The organism is Neptuniibacter marinus (assembly GCF_001597725.1).
In the GTDB taxonomy this organism is placed as follows: Bacteria; Pseudomonadota; Gammaproteobacteria; order Pseudomonadales; family Balneatricaceae; genus Neptuniibacter; species Neptuniibacter marinus.
The window spans coordinates 1-238 of sequence record NZ_LUTR01000106.1 but is presented as its reverse complement, the minus strand read 5'-3'; the positions used below and the strand labels follow the sequence as shown (position 1 = coordinate 238).

Below are 238 nucleotides of genomic sequence, written 5' to 3'. Positions count from 1 at the left end.
TGGCGCCGTCGCTGATAACCCGTGCCAGCCCGACCAGTCGGTCCCCCTCCCACGCGCAGACCACGCGCGCGGAGCCGTGCAGGGCACGACCCAGCGTCTCAGGATCGCTCGTATAGGCACTCCAGCCCACGGAGTCGTACAGGGCGAGGACGCTCTCCATCGAAGGGACGTCAGTGGTGAGGGCGAAGGTCATGGGTGCCACTGTATTGGGTGACTCCCCTGCCCGCCCTTCCTGCAC

Annotated in this window: 1 protein-coding gene; it reads right to left on the bottom strand. The window is 67.6% G+C overall.

Annotation, left to right across the window (positions count from 1 at the left end; genetic code table 11):
* The coding region (locus tag A3774_RS17090; RefSeq protein ID WP_407937497.1) for a hypothetical protein at nucleotides 1–193 on the bottom strand (193 nt) is incomplete at its 3' end.
* Between the last annotated feature and the right edge of the window lie 45 nt (nucleotides 194–238).